Source organism: Salinifilum aidingensis, assembly GCF_054782015.1.
This window is the reverse complement of sequence record NZ_BAAGTH010000064.1, coordinates 1-514: the sequence shown is the minus strand read 5'-3', so window position 1 is coordinate 514 and position 514 is coordinate 1. Positions and strand designations below refer to the sequence as shown.

The 514-nt window shown below is 66.7% G+C and carries 1 pseudogene; it reads right to left on the bottom strand.

The annotated features are described in order from the left end of the window. Window positions 1–282: pseudogene (locus tag ACYVJE_RS23140) on the bottom strand (helix-hairpin-helix domain-containing protein); the annotation flags it as partial. Window positions 283–514 lie beyond the last annotated feature (232 nt).

The window sequence follows — 514 nt, the reverse complement described above, 5'->3', positions numbered from 1 at the left end:
CTTTTCGATCGCCACGACGTCCTTCGGCTCCTCCACCACGCAGATCACATGCAGGTCGCGACGGGCATCCCGGCAGATCCGGCATTCTTCCGCCTCGGCCACATTACCGCAGACCTTACAGAACCTGACTTTGTCTTTTACTTCCCTCAGCGCCTCGGTCAGGTGGGTGACATCGGCAGGGTCGGCGGCGAGCAGATGGAAGGCGATCCGCTGTGCGCTCTTCGGCCCCACACCGGGCAGCCTGCCCAGCTCGTCGATGAGGTTCTGAACAACCCCTTCGTACCCGGCTCCTCCCTTCTACTCGTCGCTCGTATCGTTCGCGGCGTGCGTGCGGACCCTCGCGGGCTCACAGCCCGTACGGCGTGAGCCGCGCGGGTCTCAGAGCTCCGGCAGGCCCCCGGGGATGCCACCGCCGAGGCTGCCCAGGCCCTCGGTCAGCGGGCCCATCTTCGTCTCCTGCAACCTCTGCACCTCCTCGGCGGCGTTGTGAATGGCCGCGACCACCAGGTCGGCG